Here is a 16740-nt window from a genome sequence, read left to right as displayed (position 1 = left end):
AGAGCCCTTTCCATGAAGGGCTGTTATCATCCTATTCATTACAATTCTCTTTCATGCGATTTATAAAACTTGTGAATGGACTGAAAGATTCTTCTTGGATGATCAAACATATGCAAGGTAAGGTCCATCTGACAATGGTCTGGATTCATCATATGTTGATCAATAAAAGGCTTTGCATGTAGTTCATAGGCATACGGTGCGCCGTTTAGTCTCTGCCATATATGAATCGGTACATGAGCTGAATGAACGGGGCAAGAAGGAAGTGGATACGTTTCTGCTTCCTTTGCAGAGCACCCATAGCTCTGTGCGAGTTCTTTCATGAACTGTTTGTAGAAGAATTTGTGTTCCTTTTCTCTTTCTCTTTGTGCTTGCAGGTGTAAACATGGATTCATCATGGCTATAGACCTTAGCACTTCTGGCATTTCTTCGGCAAGACTCATGGCGATAAGTGCGCCCATTCCCTCTGCCAGCACATGAATTTCCCGGTTTAATATTTCTTGTTTTAATGTGTGATGAACAAGCTGTTTCGCACTAAAAACAGCATCTTCACATCCCCAGTGATTCCCATGAAGATGACTATTAAACAATGTATATCCTTCATCCTTTAAAGCAGTTAATAGCTGGTTTCTTCCGTAATGCTGAAGCCAGAATGATGTATTTTCCTGCACAAAGTGATTTCGGTCACCGAGGATTAGAATGCCAAAGCCATTTGGTTTTTGAGGAAGGTGAATGACGTTCCACTGGGAACCAAGCTGGAAAAAACGTTCGCTTACACCCATATGGCCAGCCTCCTTTCAGTGATTCTGCTTTCTATGATATGAACAACAACTCTTGTAGGAATAAGGAAATCCCCTAAAGACAGAAGAATTCTTTTTATTTTTATAGTAGAAGGTCTCAAAATGATCACATAAAGGCGGAAAACAGTCTTTTCTCTGAACTCGTATCTATGGTATGATAGTCAATAGATTGTTACATAAAGGACGGTGGAATAATGCATTACATTATCACCCTCATTTGGACTTTTCTGCTGACACATATGGCTGGTTACATCGTTTCATCTATGAATGGAGCTGCTTATGATTTTACGTTAACTTCCATTCTTGCCATAGTGTTTACGGTTATTTTATTCATCTTTGCTGAAGTAAGTCCAATGAAAGAAACAGAAAGTTCAACAGAACATTCTTAATATTGCTGGAAAAGAGCTAATGATTTGAGATTAGCTCTTTTTCTTTTTTTCAGAATGATGACTAGAAGTTGAGAGCGCACGCTAAAACCCCCTGCCGTCAATTACAGGGGGTTTTTGAGTTACACCTCAACCGTTTCGGACTTCTGTTTGTCTGCTGACAAATGGCTTTTCGCAAGCCCTGTGAACAGGAAGATCGCGATGCCCGATAAAATTTCAAGCACACCACCCCCCGCAATGACAGGTCCTGCTCCAAAGCGTTCTGCCAGGACGCCCGATATGACGGCTGCAAGCGGGAGAAAGACATTTGATGACGCATTGATCACGGCATATACTTGCGGCTGATCTTCTTGGTCAACAGACGTTTGAATAATAACCATCTCTGGGACATTGATCGCACTGACGGCTGCACCAAAAATAAAGGAAGCTAGAAGAACGACTGGAAGCCATGTACTCATTCCAGTGATAAAGAATGCAGCACCTTCAATCATGCCTGCGACAATAAAGAACAAGCCGAATCTTTTGATTTTCACCTTCGCCAGTGCAAAGCCCATCATAAACGCACCGACTGCAGCGACACCTCTTAAAATGGAATACACCATTGAATCACTTTGCAGCGCTTCTGCTACATATACAGCGGATAATGCCTGCCACGGAGCTGCAGCGACATTCATTAAAATACAATAAAGGGTTAGTGCAAATAAAATATGATGATTTTTAACGACTAGAAAGCCTCTTTTTAAGTTATACAGATATGTATTCTTTGCTTGTTTAATGTCTGCTGCTTTTTCTGCATCTGACTTTTGGAGTTTAACGCCAATAATGAACAAGCCCGATATGATAAATAAAGCAGTGGTGATTAGGAGCGTATCTGCAGGGCCAATTAATTTGACCAAAAGACCAGCGACCATCACCGCAGCAAGTGCGACAATTTCAAAAGATGATTGCAGGATCGCATTTGCTTTTTGAATGAGATGCTTTGGAACAATCTGCGGCAGGATGGCCACAGAAGCCGGGTTATATGCTGCACCTGTTGCCGATTGAATAACCATTAATGAGATCAATAACCATAGAGGCAATATGTGCGAAAAATGCAGTAGTGGAATAATGAGTACAATGGTTGCTCGAATGACATCTGAAGCAAACATCCATTTAGATAAATGATGTCTTTTCATAAGAGGTCCTAGTATTGGGGCCAACAATGATGAAGGAAGAACTGTCACTGCTAGAAGAAGTCCGGTACCGAGCGCTCCATCCCCTCTTAAAATCAATAACCAAAGAACGGATGTAAAAGCAAAACTTTCTCCTGTATTTTTTATGAGTCTTGATATGAACAATGAGGTGAAGCGTTTATTCCAAACACTTTCACTGAGATTCATCTTTTCCATCACACAAATCCTTTCAACCTTATACTATTTTTACATATTTTACCTTAATCTTTCTTTTTTTCATACTATTTATTTGAAAATTGGAACTTAATTGTTTTTTATTATAAAGAAAAAAGAGGCATGACACATGCCTCTAAAGACTTATTCATATGGACTCTTAGTCAATTGCTTACGGCTTCCTTTGGTAAGTCCAAACGCGGTTATGGTTCGAGTTATCCGGAAAGACGTCTCCTGCTTTAAGCTTTATCTTTAAAGGATCTTTCACCATACTACCGGTCTCACCGATTTCGATATAAACACCATTATTAGGTGCCTTATTACCAGATTTAAACTGATGCTGTTGACCCATTTCCATCCTCCTTTCTCGATTGATGTTATTATGTCCCGTCCATTGCCTCTCCAATCCAATATGTAAAAAGTCCCTGCTCAGTCGAGACAGGGACACTTGTGATTTATTTAGGTTGTTGATACATGAGCTCTTTGATTAACGCTTTTTGCACATGCAGGCGATTTTCTGCTTGCTGGAATACTTTAGAGTGTGGTCCATCAATGATATCAGCCGTCACTTCTTCTCCGCGATGTGCCGGCAGACAATGAAGGAAGATATAATCTGCTGCTGCATGTTGCATGAGTTCCTCATTGACTTGATATTCTTTAAATTCTGCTAGACGTTTCTCTGTTTCAGCTTCCTGTCCCATGCTTGTAAATACGTCTGAATAAATGACATCTGCATCCTGAACAGCAGCTACTGGATCTGTTGTGACGATGACTTCTGCGCCTGATTGTTTTGCAAACGCCCGAGCAGTGTCTGTCACCTCTTGAAGAGGTTCATAGCCTTTTGGTGATGCAACGGCAATGTCACAGCCTAACTGCGCGCAGCCGACCATTAAGGAATGAGCCACATTATTCCCATCACCGATGTACGCCACTTTCACACCTTTTAGTGTGCCTTTTGCTTCTTTAATCGTCAGTAAATCAGCCAGTGCCTGACATGGATGAGAGTAGTCCGTTAGTCCGTTGATCACTGGAATAGAGGCGTATTTTGCAAGTTCTTCTACCTTCTCATGTTCAAAGGTTCGAATCATAATGCCATCTACATACCCAGACAGCACCTGCGCTGTATCACCAATCGTTTCTCCTCTGCCAATTTGCAGATCATTTGAGCTGAGGAAGAGCGCATGTCCGCCTAGCTGCGTCATGCCCGCTTCAAACGAGACACGGGTTCTAGTTGAAGATTTTTCAAAGATCATCGCTAATGTTTTTCCTTTGAATAAATCTTGATATGGATGTTGTTTCATTTCTTCTGCTTTTTCAATTAAGTACGCAATGTCATTGATCGAAAAGTCTTTTAACGATAAAAAGTCTTTTCCGTATAATGCCGGTTGCACGTCGACTTGGCTCATGCCGTCACTTCCTTTTTATATAATTCGTGGAGAGATACTGGTGATACATCTCCATCTTTTCCTTGCAGGAACGCTTGCGCCGTTTCATATTCGGTTAGAACTTGAACACCATGTGTGAGTGCTTTTACACGCTGTTCTTTTGCCTCTTCATCATCACCTAAATGAATGTGAAGCGATTTATCGTCTTGTTGCAGCCACGATTCAAAGCTGCCAGTCCAGACGTCAAAGCCTGCTCGTTTTGCTTCATCTACGAATAATTCACTGCCTTGTATAAAGAGGCTTCCTTTCTGTTTCCAGATCGGTGCAAACACTTTTTTCAAGGCGCTTTCGACGTTCTTTCCTACACACATTCCTTCACCCGTCGCCTTCATTTCAGGTGTGAGCTTTAAATCGATATCTTGAATGGCATGTGAGGAGAAGACTGGGAATTTAACAGCTGTGCCCCCCTTATTCTTCGTTACAGGTTTCAATTCTTCAAGCGTTGCACCAGCTAACAGCTGAGTCGCCATTGGAATCATGTCAACACCCATGACTTTACTTACAACTGGAACAGTCCGGCTTGCCCGAGGATTCACCTCTAATACGAGCGCCTGGTTCCCTTTTATCACAAATTGAATATTCATAATGCCTTTAAAAGCTAATTTCTTTGCGATTTGTTCAGAAGCGTTATACACCTGTTGTTTGATGTCTTCACTAATAGAGACACTTGGTAAGATGGCAAAGCTGTCACCTGAGTGTACGCCCGCTTTTTCAATATGCTCAACAATGGTTGGAATGAATGTCGTTTGTCCGTCTGAAATGAGATCCACTTCCACTTCTTTTCCAGTGACATACTCATCAATTAAGATCGGATAAGGTAAATGATCTGGCTGATCAAGTAGTTCTGCCAATTGAGCTTCTGTATGAACAACGATCATGCCCATTCCACCAATGACATATGATGGACGAATAAGAACAGGGTACCCGATGCTTGCAGCATGCCCCAGTGCTTCTTCTTTTGAATGAGCTGTATCTCCTTTTGCATGAGGAAGATTCAGTTCATCAAGAAGCTGATAGAATAAATCGCGATCTTCTAATGCATCTAGTGTGTCAAAGGACGTGCCTAACAAGGTAACGCCGGCTTTTTCTAAACCTTCCGCCACATTGATTGCTGTCTGCCCGCCAAATTGAACGATGACAAAATCAATTTGCTCCGCTTCAACTACGTTTAAAATATGTTCTAACGTGATCGGCTCAAAGTATAAACGATCTGCAATCTCATAATCGGTACTAACCGTTTCTGGATTATTGTTCATCATGATGGTTTCAAATCCAAGCTTTTGTAAAGTAAGAACGCCGTGAACGGCACTATAATCAAACTCGACCCCTTGCCCAATTCGAATCGGACCAGAGCCAATGATGAGTGCACGCTCCTTTGTTTTCTCTTGATGCTCTCCATCACTTTTGCCAAAGTACGTAGAATAGAAGTAATTCGTTTTTGCATCGAATTCAGCCGCACATGTATCGACAATTTTAAATGAAGCGGCAATGCCATACTCTTGGCGAAGCTGTCTGATATCTTGTTCACTGCGATCCGTCAGAGAAGCGATTGTTTCATCAAGGAAGCCTTTTTCTTTCACCTTTTTTAAGGTGTCTTTGGATAGCGTCCCCTGATGATTCTTCAATTCTTGTTCGAGTGTGATCATATTCTTGAAGACATGTAAGAAAAACAGATCAATCTTCGTCGTTTCATGAATCGTTTCAACGGTTTCTTGTCTGGAAAGCAGCTCCATGACAGCGAAGAAACGGCGATCGTCCGGTGTTTTGATTAATTCAAATAACTGTTCAGTCGAATGTTCTTTCAGTTCAGGCAAGTGGAAGCCCTTTGTTTTGATTTCAAGTGATGCGACGGCTTTTTGAATGGCAGATTCTAAATTACGATCAATCGCCATGACTTCACCAGTTGCCTTCATTTTTGTGCCTAATTTCCGGTCTGCCTGTTTAAATTTATCGAACGGCCAACGCGGGAATTTCACCACGACATAATCGAGTGCCGGCTCAAAGCTAGCATACGTTGTTCCTGTAAGCGGATTTTTCAATTCATCTAGTGTATAACCGACCGCAAGTTTTGCCGCCATTTTGGCAATCGGATAGCCTGTTGCTTTCGATGCAAGAGCAGAAGATCGGCTGACCCGAGGATTGACCTCAATGACAAAATATTCTTTGCTAAGTGGATCAAGAGCGAACTGGATATTACAGCCGCCAACGACATCAAGCGCTGAAATGATTTTTAAGCTCGCTGAACGGAGCATTTGATAATCCTGATCCGTTAATGTCTGTGACGGTGCAACGACAATCGAGTCGCCTGTATGCACACCAACTGGATCTATATTTTCCATGTTACATACAGTGATACACGTATTTTGACGATCTCTCATGACCTCATACTCGACTTCTTTAAAGCCAGCAATGCTTTTTTCAACTAAGCACTGATGAATCGGACTCGCTAGAAGAGCACCTTCAATCAGCGGTTTAAAAGCCTCTTCAGTTAAAGCGATGCCTCCCCCTTTACCACCAAGTGTGTAGGCTGGTCGAAGAATGACAGGAAAGCCCACTTCTCTTGCAAATTGAAGGGCGTCTTTCGCATTATCTACAATTTCACTTTCTGGTACAGGTTCATTCAAATGCTTCATGAGAGCACGGAATTTCTCACGATCTTCACCGTTTTCAATTGTTTCAACTGACGTTCCGAGCAGTTTTACCCCATGCTTTTTCAGCACACCGGCTTTTTCCAGCTCGACAGCAAGGTTTAAAGCCGTCTGTCCGCCAAGATTGGCTAAAAGACCATCTGGTTTCTCTTTTTCAATGATTCTTGTCACTGAATCAACTGAAAGCGGTTCAAAATAAATTTCATCAGCAAATGACTCGTCTGTCATAATGGTTGCTGGGTTGTTATTCACTAAGATGACGTTGTAGCCTTCTTCTTTTAAGGCCATACAACCTTGTGTTCCTGAGTAATCAAATTCTGCTGCCTGACCAATGATGATTGGACCAGACCCGATGACTAGAATGGTTTGTATGCTTTGATCTTTAGGCATGTGCGACTTCTCTCCTTGCTTGTTTCACTTTCTCAATAAAATCATCGAATACCCATTCACTTTCTGCAGGGCCTGGATGTGCTTCTGGATGAAATTGAACGGACATAATCAGCTTCTCTTTATGAATGAATCCTTCAACAGATCCGTCATTCACGTGGAGGAATTTGACGTCCACTTCTTTGTCATTCATGCTTTTTTCATTGACCACATAGCTATGATTTTGGCTTGTCATAAAGACACGTTTTGATTCTGTATCTTGTACAGGATGATTCGCCCCGCGGTGGCCAAAAGGAAGCTTATACGTATCCCCGCCAAGCGCAAGAGCAATTAATTGATGACCTAAGCAAATGCCTAGTGTCGGGAAGGTCATCATGATGTCATGAATGGTTTTTAAATATGGCTTCATTGTTTTTGGATCTCCAGGTCCATTTGACAAAAGGATCGCATCTGGCTTGATATCAAATACCTTTTCCATTTGTTTGTACGGAATCACTGTGACTTTACAGCCGCGCGCTTCGAGTGAGTCCGCAATTGATTTTTTAAAGCCAAAATCAATGAGCGCTACATGATCCTCACCGCTGCCTTGTGTGTATACTTCATCTTCTGTGACCTGCTCAACCACATTGTCTTGCTTCATTGCAGGTGGCGTTTCATTTTCGTCTAAACTAAGCACTGCATTCATCGTTCCATTTGCTCGAATGTTCTGCACGACTGCGCGAGTATCTGTATGTGTAAGAAGCGGAATGTTCCACTTCTGTAAATAATCTTTTAAGCTTACGGCTGCAAGGTGATGAGAAAAATGGTCAGCTGCCTCATAGACAACGACCGCTTTCACTTGTGGTTTTTTGCTCTCAAAGTCTTCATGATTGATGCCGTAATTTCCGATGAGCGGATATGTGAAGACAATGATTTGTCCTTTATAAGAAGGATCTGTAAGCACCTCTTGATAACCTGTCATCCCTGTAAAAAAGACCACTTCACCTGTCATGCCAGCTTCTCCTGTCAGATCTCCTTCAAAAGAGGCTCCATCTTCTAAATTTAAATAACCTTTCATGCTTGTGTCACCCCATATTGAATAATTAATAATATAAATGCATGTTTATGCGTTTTGGTGTAAAAAAAATTTAGACCGTTACTGTTTCATTTGCTAACACTTGAATGATTGCTTCAATGGCTTGATCCAATTCAACTTTTTTGACATTCAACGGAGGTAATAAACGAATGACATTCGGACCAGCTGGAAGCACAAGCAAACCTTGCTCTCGAAGGGCTGTGATGTAATCACCTACTGGCTGATGACACTCAATTCCTGCCATTAATCCTTTGCCACGTACTTCTTTCACGATGTTCAGCTGCTTGACTTCTTGCAGTCTCTTTAAGAGGTACGCACCCTTTTCTTTCACTTCTGAAAGAAAGTCTTCTTTAAATATTACATCAAGAGTTGCGTTCACAGCTGACATAGCGAGCATATTGCCACCAAATGTTGTGCCATGAGAGCCTGAAGAAAATGCATCTCCTAAAGCTTTTTTCCCTATCACTGCACCGACTGGAAATCCATTTCCTAAACCTTTTGCGGCTGAAATAATATCAGGATCAAGTCCCGATTGCTCATAGGCAAATGCTGTCCCTGTTCGCCCAATACCCGTTTGGATTTCATCTACAATCAGCAGTGCTTGATGTTTTTTGCAAAACATTTGAACGGCTTCTAGAAATTCAGCTGTAGCTGGATTCACTCCACCTTCACCTTGCACCACTTCCAGCATGACCGCTGCGACATCATCGATTTCACACGCTGTGATAGCTTCAGGGTCATTATACGGTACATAATGAAAGCCTTCCAGCATCGGTCCAAAACCAGTTTTGATTTTATCTTGACCTGTGGCAGCCATACCAGCATACGTGCGCCCATGGAAAGAGTGCAAAAACGTCACAATATTTGTTTTACCTGTTGCTTTTCGGGCCAATTTGATAGCCCCTTCATTCGCTTCAGCCCCGCTGTTGCAGAAAAATACGAGATCTCCTGAACTGTTGGCTGCCAGCTTTTCCGCTGCTTTTTCTTGCAGTCCATTTTCAAATAAATTTGATACGTGCCAGACCTCGTCAAGCTGCTTCTTGATGGCTTGATTAACCTTTGGATGATTGTGACCTAAATTCGTGACCGCAATGCCTTGTATAAAGTCTAAATATTTTTTCCCAGTTGTATCAACTGCCCAAGAACCTTCTGCCTCTTTAATTTCAACATTCCACCGTCCGTACGTTTGAAAGAGATGACTCACAGGACCGCCTCCTTTTGTTTTACAATTCGAGTTCCTTTAAAGGTATCTCCTGTAAAAATACTGCCTTTTCCATTCACAATCATGACTTCATCCACATCTCCTGATAAAGCACTTAGCGCAGATTGCACTTTTGGAATCATTCCCCCGGAAATAATGCCTTCATCGATGAGCTTGAGAGCTTCTTGTTCGGTGACAACGTCTAACAGCTCACCATTTTTTAAAATTCCTTCCACATCTGTGACAAACATGAGCTTATCAGCTTTCATAGCTCCTGCGACTGCTGATGCTGCAAGATCAGCATTTACATTTAACGTTTGGCATTCTTCGGTCATAGATAGCGGCGCGATGACGGGAATGAATTGTTTCTCCATTAGTGCTTTTGCCATCTCTGGATTGACTTCTTTGATTTCGCCAACGTACCCATATACATCTTGATCGAGAAAATCGGCGACAAGCATCTGTCCATCTTTACCAGATACACCGACAGATGATATATCATGCTTTGCCAACTCTGAAACAAAGTATTTATTCACCGTTCCTGAAAGGACCATTTCGGCTACCTCTAACACCGGCTTTGTTGTTTTGCGCTGTCCATCTACAAATTCCGTTTTCACTTCTAATTTTTGCAGCATGCTCGTGATTTCAGGACCCCCGCCATGTACGATAGCCAGTTTAAATCCAGCAGCTTGAAGTGAGCGGACATTTTCATAAAAGGTATCGGAAAGTTCTCGAATGACACTGCCTCCACACTTGAACACGATCGTTTTATCCATGTCTATCTCCTTCATTATGTGCGATAGCTCGCGTTAATTTTCACATAATCATAGGTAAGGTCACAGCCCCATGCTGCCGCTTCACCATTTCCTTCATTCATTTGAATGAAAATCGTAATCTCATCCTGCTCTAGATACGCTTTTGCTTCCTCTTCTGAGAAAGACTGAGGTTCATTTTGTTTAAACAGACATTGCCCGCCTAAGTAAACTTCAACCTCTTCTGGCGTGACAGAAGCTGCGCTATGACCGATTGCTCCGATAATCCGTCCCCAGTTGGCGTCCGTACCGTATACGGCTGTTTTCACAAGACTTGAACCTACGATTTTTTTTGCAATAATACCCGCTTCTAAGTTGTTTTTTGCACCAACAACTTTCGCTTCGATTAATTTGGTTGCGCCTTCTCCGTCTCTTGCAATCTCTTTTGCTAGATCTTCACAGGCTAGTTTTAATCCTTCTTTAAACAATGGCCATTCTGGATGTTCTTCATTCAGTGCCTGGTTTTCTGCCATTCCATTTGCCATCACAAGCACCATATCGTTAGTTGATGTTTCTCCATCGACGGTAATTTGATTAAACGTCACATCTGTAATGTCACGAAGAGCATTTTGCAAAGCTTCTTGTTCGACATTTGCATCGGTTGTGACAAACCCGAGCATTGTTGCCATGTTCGGATGAATCATACCAGAGCCTTTTGCTGCACCAGAAATGAGAATCTCTTTCCCGTCTATCGTCAAGGAATATGTCGTATTTTTAATGACTGTATCTGTTGTTAAAATCGCTTCTTCAAAGTGGCCATTTCCTGCTTTTGCTTCTTTTAGCTGAGCAATGCCTGTTTTGATTTTATCCATATCCAGACACTCTCCAATGACACCAGTAGAAGAAACGGCAATGTAATCAGGCTCTGTGCCTAACATGTCTGCACAGGCTGCCTGCATGTCGTATGCATCTTTTAATCCCTGTTCACCTGTGCATGCGTTGGCGATGGCACTATTGACAATGACACCTTTTAGTTTGCCCGTCTTTTTTAAGCTTTTTTGTGTGACTTGAAGAGGCGCAGCTTGAAAGTGACTTTGAGTGTATACCGCTGCACTCGCTGCTGGTACTTCACTGATGATCAAGCCAAGGTCTTTTTTTGAATAGCGTAATCCTATATGAATCCCCTTTGCTTCAAAACCTTTTGGTGATGATACGTCCCCGTCAATTTTGACAATACTTTTTTCATTCAATTCGATCATGTTTGTTGTCTCCCCTGTTCTTATGGATAGAGAGGTGTCATTGTGAGGCCCGCCTCTTCATGTAAGCCTTTGATGATGTTGAAGTTTTGAACCGCTTGGCCGGCTGCACCTTTCATGAGATTATCTATGACAGATACAATCGTCAGTCTACCTGTTCGCTCATCTAAATGAAAACCAATGTCACAGAAGTTACTGCCGTATACTTCTTTTGTTTGCGGATATATCCCATGATCTCTCACTCTTACAAAATAGGAATCTTCATAAAAATCCTTCATCTGTTTCATTAATTCTTCTTTTGTGACATCTGATTTCAATTGTGTATACATCGTCGCCATAATCCCTCTTGTCATCGGGACAAGGTGTGTTGAAAATGTGATGTTCGCCGTTTGCGGGTTCCATTCTCTAAGTACTTGTTCTATTTCAGGTGTGTGCTGATGTTCATTCACCTTATAAATTTTAAAGTTATCGTTCAGCTCTGAAAAATGTGTGCCAAGTGAGGCTGATCGTCCTGCACCGGACACCCCGGTTTTTGCATCTATTATGATCATAGATTCATCGATTAAATTCTGTTTCATCAGCGGTGCTAAACCTAGAAGAACTGCAGTAGGAAAGCAGCCGGGGTTTGCAATGACTTCCGCTTGCTTAATGGTTTCACGATTCAATTCAGATAATCCGTATACAGCTTGTTGAACCGATGCTTCATCCGCTGCCCTTCGTTTATACCACGCTTCATAAACAGTTCCATCTTGAATGCGCAAGTCACCTGATAAATCAATAATTGGCACCCCTTGATTCATGAGCTTCGGTGTGAGTTCACTTGAAACGCCTGCTGGTGTCGCTAAAAACACAGCATCTGTTTCTTGCACAATGGCCGCCGGATCAATGGCTTTTAATGTTTGGTCAGTAATCGTTGTCAGATGCGGATAAGATTGACTGTATAATTGCCCATCACCACTTGATGAATACAATATACATTCCTCCACATGTGGATGCTGCTTAAAGATACGAACTAATTCCGCACCGCCGTACCCTGTAGCACCTATAATACCTATTTTCAACGTCAATACACCCTCTTGATCTTTGTGAAATTATTTAACATTATAACATGTATAAAAATTAATTCAATTGTATATTTAATATTTGTTTTCATTTTTTTTCATAAAAAAATCCACATATCTTCGTGAGACATGCGGATTTTATCTATTGTTCTTCATATTGAGGACCAGAAGCGCACTGCATAAATATAATAGGGAACTTGCATAAAAAATCAAATGAATGGTGAAGAAATCAGCAAACAGGCCGCCAAGCATAATGGCGATCGATGAAAAAAGCGCTGTCCAAAAATGATAGTGCCCAACTTCTTTCATACGCTTTTTCTCGTTTGTGAGTTCGGTGACGAGTAATTTCTCTCCGTGCTTCTGAACACCACCTAGCACACCTAAGGCAAGCTGAATCATATAAACTTGCTCTACTTCTGTGATATGTGGAAAAAGTAGAAGAAGAAACGCCATACCAAACGCATGAATGATTAAAAAGAGACGCTTGTCGGTCGTTTCAGGAAGTTTTCCTAATAATAAATGAATGAACGCACCGCTCAAACCAAACAGACCATAAGCAAGACCAAATTGAGAATAGCTCGACCCAACATTTTTAATAAAAAGAATATAAAAAGGGAAAATGAGACTACTGGCGAAAAACAGTAGACTTTGTGAATAGACGAACCATTTCATTGCTTTAGCATTCATTGTGTATTGTACCTTTCATAAAAGTAGTTGATAAATCTGCCATCTGGATCTGCTTGCTTTTTCTTTTGAAAGAATAGATCGGTTTTTGGATACGCTTGTTTCATTTGTGCTTTCGTTTGATACGGCATGTATGGTAAGTAATAGCTTCCATGGTGCCGCAAGGTGATATCTGTCATTTGCCGGATGACCCGCTCCGCTTCTGCCTTCTCTTCTTTCTCAAAACCATAATTCACTAACAAAACAAGTGCAAACATATCTTCTTTCGCATATGAGAGATCCGCTTTTTCATTTTTTTGTACGTAGCGGATCGTGATGTTCATTAAATTCAATTCTTCCTGTTGTAAAAAGCTTCTCATGTCATCGATATACGCACGAAAACGATCAACTGGAACAAAGTATTCTTGAAGCACATCGGTATCTGACTCATTTTCATATTCTAAAAAAGCAGAATCAGACCGCATCACGTTATTTCTTGTGATCAGCTGGTCATTTTGACTTTGAAAATACTTCTTTTGCAAGTTCCATAGCAAATCTTTCCCCATATCAAATCTTCTCGAAAGGCCGAGCATAAATTTTAAAGGGATGACGAGCTGATCTTCTTTGAGCTCGCGGTATGGATCGATCTGTTGATCAGAAGTAAGCGAATAATTCGTCACATACATCTCTTTCAAAAAATTTGTTTTCGCTGTAGAGATTCTTGCGAGATGCATGCGCACTTCTTTATTGTTCTCTACATGCTTTTGAAAATAATCAGTGTATTCATCGAAGTGTAGAGAGGTTGTCTCCATTTTATATAATTCATCCTTTGTTAAGGACAGCTCAACATCTAAAATGACACCGAATAAGCCGTATCCTCCAATCACGGCAGTAAATAAATCATCGCTAGGCTTTACTGTGATGATCTCTCCATCTGCTTTTAACAGTGTGAAAGAGCGCACAGTGTCAATGAGTGAGCCGTAGCGAATGTCACGTCCATGTGCATTTGCACTTAACGAGCCACCAATCGTAAAGATGTTTTGAGATTGCATCACCTTTACTGCAAGACCATATGGGTTCACATATTTTTGAATATCATCCCATGTGGCGCCGCTCTGGACCCGAATGGTCTTCTTTTTTTCATTAAATGATACGATTCGGCGAAATTTCGTCATGTCTAGTACAATGCCATTTTCATAATACGTGTGGCCGCCCATACTATGCTGCTTTCCGGCGATTGAAATGGGCAGATTCTTCTCTTTTGCTTCTTCTAATACTTCTTTTAAAGATTCTATTTCTTTTCCTTGCACGACTTTTTTTATTTTGACCGGCATAAGGTGACTCACATCTGTAAACGCCTCAAGTCCTTGTCTTTTGTGTGCTTGACCTTCACGTATAGAGACTGATGCAAAAAAGGCAGCGCCATATCCCATCAAAAGAACGATCCATATCCACTTTCGTTTCATTATAGGTACTCCGTTCTATAAAATTACATCCATTATATCAAGCCATACTCCTCCTCTACCTTAATTTTTCATAAAAAAACCTGGTACGAGTTCAACTCATACCAGGCATTTTTCGTATTTACTTATTGAATACCAAGCGCAATTTTAGCGTATCTTGACATTTTGTCACGTGTCCAAGGTGGATTCCAGACGATGTGAACTTCAGTTTCCTTCACTTCAGGCAAGTCACTTAATGCTTTTTTCACTTCATCGACGATAACTGGTGCAAGGGGACACCCCATTGATGTTAAAGTCATCGTGATATCCGCTTTTCCATTCTCATCAAGATCGACATCATAGACAAGTCCAAGGTTGACGATGTCTACGTTTAACTCAGGGTCAATCACCTGTTCTAGGGCGCCTAAAATATTTTCTTTCAATGCTTCATCCATGATATCCACTCCTTTTTCAACTAGTATAACGTACTTTTCCTTTTGGCTAAACGTTTGTGCTTTTCAGGTGTGTCACAAACCAGTCAATGGTTTCAAACATTGCTTGTCTTGAGACCTTATGGCCAGCCTGTCCATCTGTGATAAAACGAATCAGGTGCGGATCTTCTTTATATTGGGTTTCTGCTAACTCGTCATAAAGAGCTTTTGCATGTCTGTAAGGGACAACTGGATCGTTTTCTGCATGCCAGAATAACAGCGGTCTTTTGTTTAATCGATCTGTTTGCAGCGTTAAATCATAAGGGCGCAGCGCGTCTAATTGCTGATGAACCTCTTCATCTGTAATCTCTTTCATCAACCCTTTGTGCCGCATGTCCATAATTTGTGCTTGTAGGAATGTCGTATATTTCGGACTGCCCATCAAGCTGACTGCCGCTTTAATCCAATCATGTTTTGCGAGTGCACCAAAGGTCGTGATGCCTCCCATGGAAGTACCTGCAACACCTATTAGGTCGGCTTCAATCAATTGTTTTTCTTGAAAATGTGTCTTAAGTATATCGATTTCACGGATTTCGTTCAGGACGATTTCCCAAAACTTTGATGCCAGTTCCTCTAAGCTGAGGTTTTCTGATCTTACACCATGATAAGCACAGTCAGGCAAAATGACTCTCATGCCTTTTTCCGCCAAATGAAAGGCGAAGTGTAAGTTGTGCTCGCGTGCACTTGTAAATCCATGTATAAAAAATACAAGTGGCAGTGGTTTATCTTTATTTTCAGCTTTTACGATATGTAAAAATGGAATATCGTGCGTCATTTGCTCATCAATGGTGATCACAGCTTATGAATCCTCCTTTATCATTCCCGTCTTTGTTTATTTTAACATGTAGACAACGAAGATGTGATAAAGATACACTATAGGTGGAGGCACCCGCACCAGATGCCTCCTATTACTTACAGATCAAAGGAGATTTTATGGAGACTAAACCTTATCTAATCGCACTTGACCTGGATGGCACGTTATTAAAAGACGATAAAACGATTTCTGCACACACACTTGATGTCATTCAAAAAGTGAAAGACAGCGGGCATCATGTCTGTATTTCAACTGGCCGGCCATTTCGTTCCAGCTCTCCTTATTATCAGCAATTGCAGCTCGATTCACCGATTGTGAACTTTAATGGAGCGTTTGTCCATCATCCTCTTGATGAAAAATGGGGCAGATTTCACACATCACTTGATCTTCAAGTCGTGAAACAGCTTGTGGATATTAGTGAGGAATATAAAGTGCACAATGTGTTAGCTGAAGTGCTAGACGATTTGTATTTCCATTATCATGATGAAAAGCTCATTGATATATTTAATATGAATGCAAACAAAGTGACCGTTGGTGACCTTCGGGACAATCTTGGAGAGAATGTCACAAGCGTCTTAATTCACGCAAAAGAAGAAGACGTCGGAGCGATCCGGAGCTATTTGACAGATGTTCATGCAGAAGTGATTGACCACAGACGCTGGGCTGCTCCGTGGCATGTCATTGAAATCATTAAAACAGGTATGAACAAAGCCGTTGGACTGCAAAAAATTAGTGATTATTACGGTGTGCCTCAGGAGCGGATTGTAGCATTCGGAGATGAAGACAATGATTTAGAGATGCTTGAATTTGCTGGATGCGGGGTTGCAATGGGCAACGGAATTGATGCAGTGAAACGCGTCTCTAATGAAGTGACAGATACGAATGAACAAGATGGGATTGCAAAATTCCTAACGAATTACTTCTCGCTTTAATTTTT

Annotated in this window: 16 protein-coding genes; 2 read left to right on the top strand and 14 right to left on the bottom strand. The window is 41.3% G+C overall.

The genetic code is table 11. The annotated features are described in order from the left end of the window. Window positions 1–38 precede the first annotated feature (38 nt). Window positions 39–779 carry a hypothetical protein gene (locus tag NSQ52_RS05680; protein ID WP_326242248.1) on the bottom strand — a complete coding sequence of 247 codons (741 nt, stop codon included), beginning with the start codon at window positions 777–779 and terminating at the stop codon, window positions 39–41. Between the two features lie 212 nt (window positions 780–991). On the opposite strand from NSQ52_RS05680, the gene NSQ52_RS05675 reads away from it, so the two are divergent. Further along, the gene (locus tag NSQ52_RS05675; protein WP_024720055.1) at window positions 992–1186 is read left to right on the top strand and encodes a YjzD family protein; all 195 of its coding nucleotides are present in this window, start codon (window positions 992–994) and stop codon (window positions 1184–1186) included. Window positions 1187–1305: 119 nt separating this feature from the next. On the opposite strand, the gene NSQ52_RS05670 is transcribed toward NSQ52_RS05675, so the two are convergent. The 13 genes from NSQ52_RS05670 to NSQ52_RS05610 all read right to left on the bottom strand — a co-directional run bounded on the left by NSQ52_RS05670 (window position 1306) and on the right by NSQ52_RS05610 (window position 15785). Further along, the gene (locus NSQ52_RS05670; protein ID WP_007499050.1) at window positions 1306–2571 is read right to left on the bottom strand and encodes an MFS transporter; all 1266 of its coding nucleotides are present in this window, start codon (window positions 2569–2571) and stop codon (window positions 1306–1308) included. Between the two features lie 169 nt (window positions 2572–2740). Further along, window positions 2741–2920 (bottom strand): YjzC family protein, encoded by a 180-nt coding sequence (locus NSQ52_RS05665; protein WP_008348517.1) that lies wholly within the window; start codon window positions 2918–2920, stop codon window positions 2741–2743. Window positions 2921–3023: 103 nt separating this feature from the next. Further along, window positions 3024–3974, bottom strand: coding sequence for an ornithine carbamoyltransferase (argF, locus tag NSQ52_RS05660; protein WP_024720054.1), 951 nt, complete (start codon window positions 3972–3974; stop codon window positions 3024–3026). Beyond that, the gene (locus NSQ52_RS05655) at window positions 3971–7051 is read right to left on the bottom strand and encodes a carbamoyl phosphate synthase large subunit (protein WP_342473993.1); all 3081 of its coding nucleotides are present in this window, start codon (window positions 7049–7051) and stop codon (window positions 3971–3973) included. The genes argF and NSQ52_RS05655 overlap by 4 nt, the downstream gene beginning before the upstream one ends. Beyond that, on the bottom strand, window positions 7044–8105 hold the full coding sequence (locus NSQ52_RS05650; protein WP_017367005.1) for a carbamoyl phosphate synthase small subunit: 1062 nt from the start codon (window positions 8103–8105) through the stop codon (window positions 7044–7046). Before NSQ52_RS05650 ends, NSQ52_RS05655 begins: the two co-directional genes overlap by 8 nt. A gap of 70 nt (window positions 8106–8175) precedes the next feature. Next, window positions 8176–9327, bottom strand: a complete 1152-nt coding sequence (locus NSQ52_RS05645; RefSeq protein ID WP_342473992.1) for an acetylornithine transaminase — start codon at window positions 9325–9327, stop codon at window positions 8176–8178. Next, window positions 9324–10100, bottom strand: a complete 777-nt coding sequence (argB, locus tag NSQ52_RS05640) for an acetylglutamate kinase (RefSeq protein WP_340939417.1) — start codon at window positions 10098–10100, stop codon at window positions 9324–9326. Before argB ends, NSQ52_RS05645 begins: the two co-directional genes overlap by 4 nt. A 14-nt stretch (window positions 10101–10114) precedes the next feature. After that, window positions 10115–11335 (bottom strand): bifunctional ornithine acetyltransferase/N-acetylglutamate synthase, encoded by a 1221-nt coding sequence (gene argJ, locus NSQ52_RS05635; RefSeq protein WP_342473991.1) that lies wholly within the window; start codon window positions 11333–11335, stop codon window positions 10115–10117. Between the two features lie 20 nt (window positions 11336–11355). Beyond that, on the bottom strand, window positions 11356–12393 hold the full coding sequence (gene argC / locus NSQ52_RS05630; RefSeq protein WP_340939420.1) for an N-acetyl-gamma-glutamyl-phosphate reductase: 1038 nt from the start codon (window positions 12391–12393) through the stop codon (window positions 11356–11358). Window positions 12394–12531: 138 nt separating this feature from the next. Then, complete coding sequence (locus tag NSQ52_RS05625) at window positions 12532–13080, bottom strand: MFS transporter (RefSeq protein ID WP_178930025.1); 549 nt, start codon at window positions 13078–13080, stop codon at window positions 12532–12534. Then, entirely contained in the window at window positions 13077–14522 is a 1446-nt protein-coding gene (locus NSQ52_RS05620) for an FAD-binding oxidoreductase (protein ID WP_340939423.1), read from the bottom strand. The genes NSQ52_RS05625 and NSQ52_RS05620 overlap by 4 nt, the downstream gene beginning before the upstream one ends. A 122-nt stretch (window positions 14523–14644) precedes the next feature. After that, complete coding sequence (locus tag NSQ52_RS05615) at window positions 14645–14953, bottom strand: metal-sulfur cluster assembly factor (protein WP_003211530.1); 309 nt, start codon at window positions 14951–14953, stop codon at window positions 14645–14647. 46 nt (window positions 14954–14999) lie between these two features. Then, window positions 15000–15785, bottom strand: coding sequence for an alpha/beta fold hydrolase (locus NSQ52_RS05610; protein ID WP_008348536.1), 786 nt, complete (start codon window positions 15783–15785; stop codon window positions 15000–15002). Between the two features lie 137 nt (window positions 15786–15922). On the opposite strand from NSQ52_RS05610, the gene NSQ52_RS05605 reads away from it, so the two are divergent. Continuing rightward, window positions 15923–16735 carry a Cof-type HAD-IIB family hydrolase gene (locus NSQ52_RS05605; RefSeq protein WP_039167379.1) on the top strand — a complete coding sequence of 271 codons (813 nt, stop codon included), beginning with the start codon at window positions 15923–15925 and terminating at the stop codon, window positions 16733–16735. Window positions 16736–16740: the final 5 nt, after the last annotated feature.

This window comes from Bacillus sp. FSL W8-1141, from assembly GCF_038593205.1.
GTDB lineage: Bacteria > Bacillota > Bacilli > Bacillales > Bacillaceae > Bacillus > Bacillus altitudinis.
This window is presented reverse-complemented; position numbering and strand designations above follow the sequence as displayed.

Coding starts and splice junctions, on each gene's coding strand:
- NSQ52_RS05680 (WP_326242248.1), bottom strand. CDS start 779: ATGGGTGTAAGCGAACGTTTTTTCCAGCTTGGTTCCCAGTGGAACGTC.
- NSQ52_RS05675 (WP_024720055.1), top strand. CDS start 992: ATGCATTACATTATCACCCTCATTTGGACTTTTCTGCTGACACATATG.
- NSQ52_RS05670 (WP_007499050.1), bottom strand. CDS start 2,571: ATGGAAAAGATGAATCTCAGTGAAAGTGTTTGGAATAAACGCTTCACC.
- NSQ52_RS05665 (WP_008348517.1), bottom strand. CDS start 2,920: ATGGGTCAACAGCATCAGTTTAAATCTGGTAATAAGGCACCTAATAAT.
- argF (WP_024720054.1), bottom strand. CDS start 3,974: ATGAGCCAAGTCGACGTGCAACCGGCATTATACGGAAAAGACTTTTTA.
- NSQ52_RS05655 (WP_342473993.1), bottom strand. CDS start 7,051: ATGCCTAAAGATCAAAGCATACAAACCATTCTAGTCATCGGGTCTGGT.
- NSQ52_RS05650 (WP_017367005.1), bottom strand. CDS start 8,105: ATGAAAGGTTATTTAAATTTAGAAGATGGAGCCTCTTTTGAAGGAGAT.
- argB (WP_340939417.1), bottom strand. CDS start 10,100: ATGGATAAAACGATCGTGTTCAAGTGTGGAGGCAGTGTCATTCGAGAA.
- argJ (WP_342473991.1), bottom strand. CDS start 11,335: ATGATCGAATTGAATGAAAAAAGTATTGTCAAAATTGACGGGGACGTA.
- NSQ52_RS05625 (WP_178930025.1), bottom strand. CDS start 13,080: ATGAATGCTAAAGCAATGAAATGGTTCGTCTATTCACAAAGTCTACTG.
- NSQ52_RS05620 (WP_340939423.1), bottom strand. CDS start 14,522: ATGAAACGAAAGTGGATATGGATCGTTCTTTTGATGGGATATGGCGCT.
- NSQ52_RS05615 (WP_003211530.1), bottom strand. CDS start 14,953: ATGGATGAAGCATTGAAAGAAAATATTTTAGGCGCCCTAGAACAGGTG.
- NSQ52_RS05605 (WP_039167379.1), top strand. CDS start 15,923: ATGGAGACTAAACCTTATCTAATCGCACTTGACCTGGATGGCACGTTA.